General features: G+C 38.6%; 1 pseudogene. It reads right to left on the minus strand.

From position 1 onward, the window contains the following. Positions 1-738 (minus strand): annotated as a pseudogene (locus HMPREF3270_RS14000) (FIVAR domain-containing protein); the annotation flags it as partial.

A 738-nucleotide genomic window follows, 5' to 3' on the forward strand; every position in this document is an offset into this window, starting at 1 on the left:
ATTCATCTAATGCATCTTGACGTTCTTTTGCTGCGATGGCATCGTTAATTGCTTTTGTTGCTTCTGCCACTTGTTGTGGTGTTGCATTACCATCAGCTTTAACCGCTTCACCAGCAGTTACTGCATCTTGAACTGCTTTATCTTCTTTATCTGCAGGGTCAAGTTGACCTAAAGTTTTTGCTTTATCGATTGCTTTTTGTAACTCAGCTTTTTCAGCTTTTTGAACTAAATCTTTTTGAGCATCTTTCAACGCTTGTGTTGCTTCTTTAATATCTTCAGTTGTTTTGTTGTCTGGATTAGCCACAATTGCTTTACCATCATTTTCTTTTTCATTTAATGGCGTAACTGAATTTGGCGTGAAACTATCTTTATCAAGTTTTGCAACTTTCGCTAGCTCTTCTTTCAATTCATCAAGCGCTGCTTGTTTTGCATCCGCTGCTTCTTTAGCTTCTTTTGCATCTTGTGCTTTTTTAGCATTAATCGCGTCATCTAATGCTTTTTTAGCTGCATCGACTGCTGCTTGATCCGCATTTTGATCTGCTTCAACTGCTTTCGCTGCTGTTAAAGCATCTTGAACTGCTTTATCTTCTGGGTCATTTGCATCCAATTGACCTAAACCTTCCGCTGTCGCGATTGATTTTTCAAGTTCAGCTTTATTTGCTTTAGCTTGTAATGCATTTTGCGCGTCTTTGATTGCTTTGGCTGCTTCTTTCAACTCTTGTGGAGTCTTAGAAGTAT

It is taken from the genome of Staphylococcus sp. HMSC65H10 (assembly GCF_001839185.1).
GTDB lineage: Bacteria > Bacillota > Bacilli > Staphylococcales > Staphylococcaceae > Staphylococcus > Staphylococcus simulans.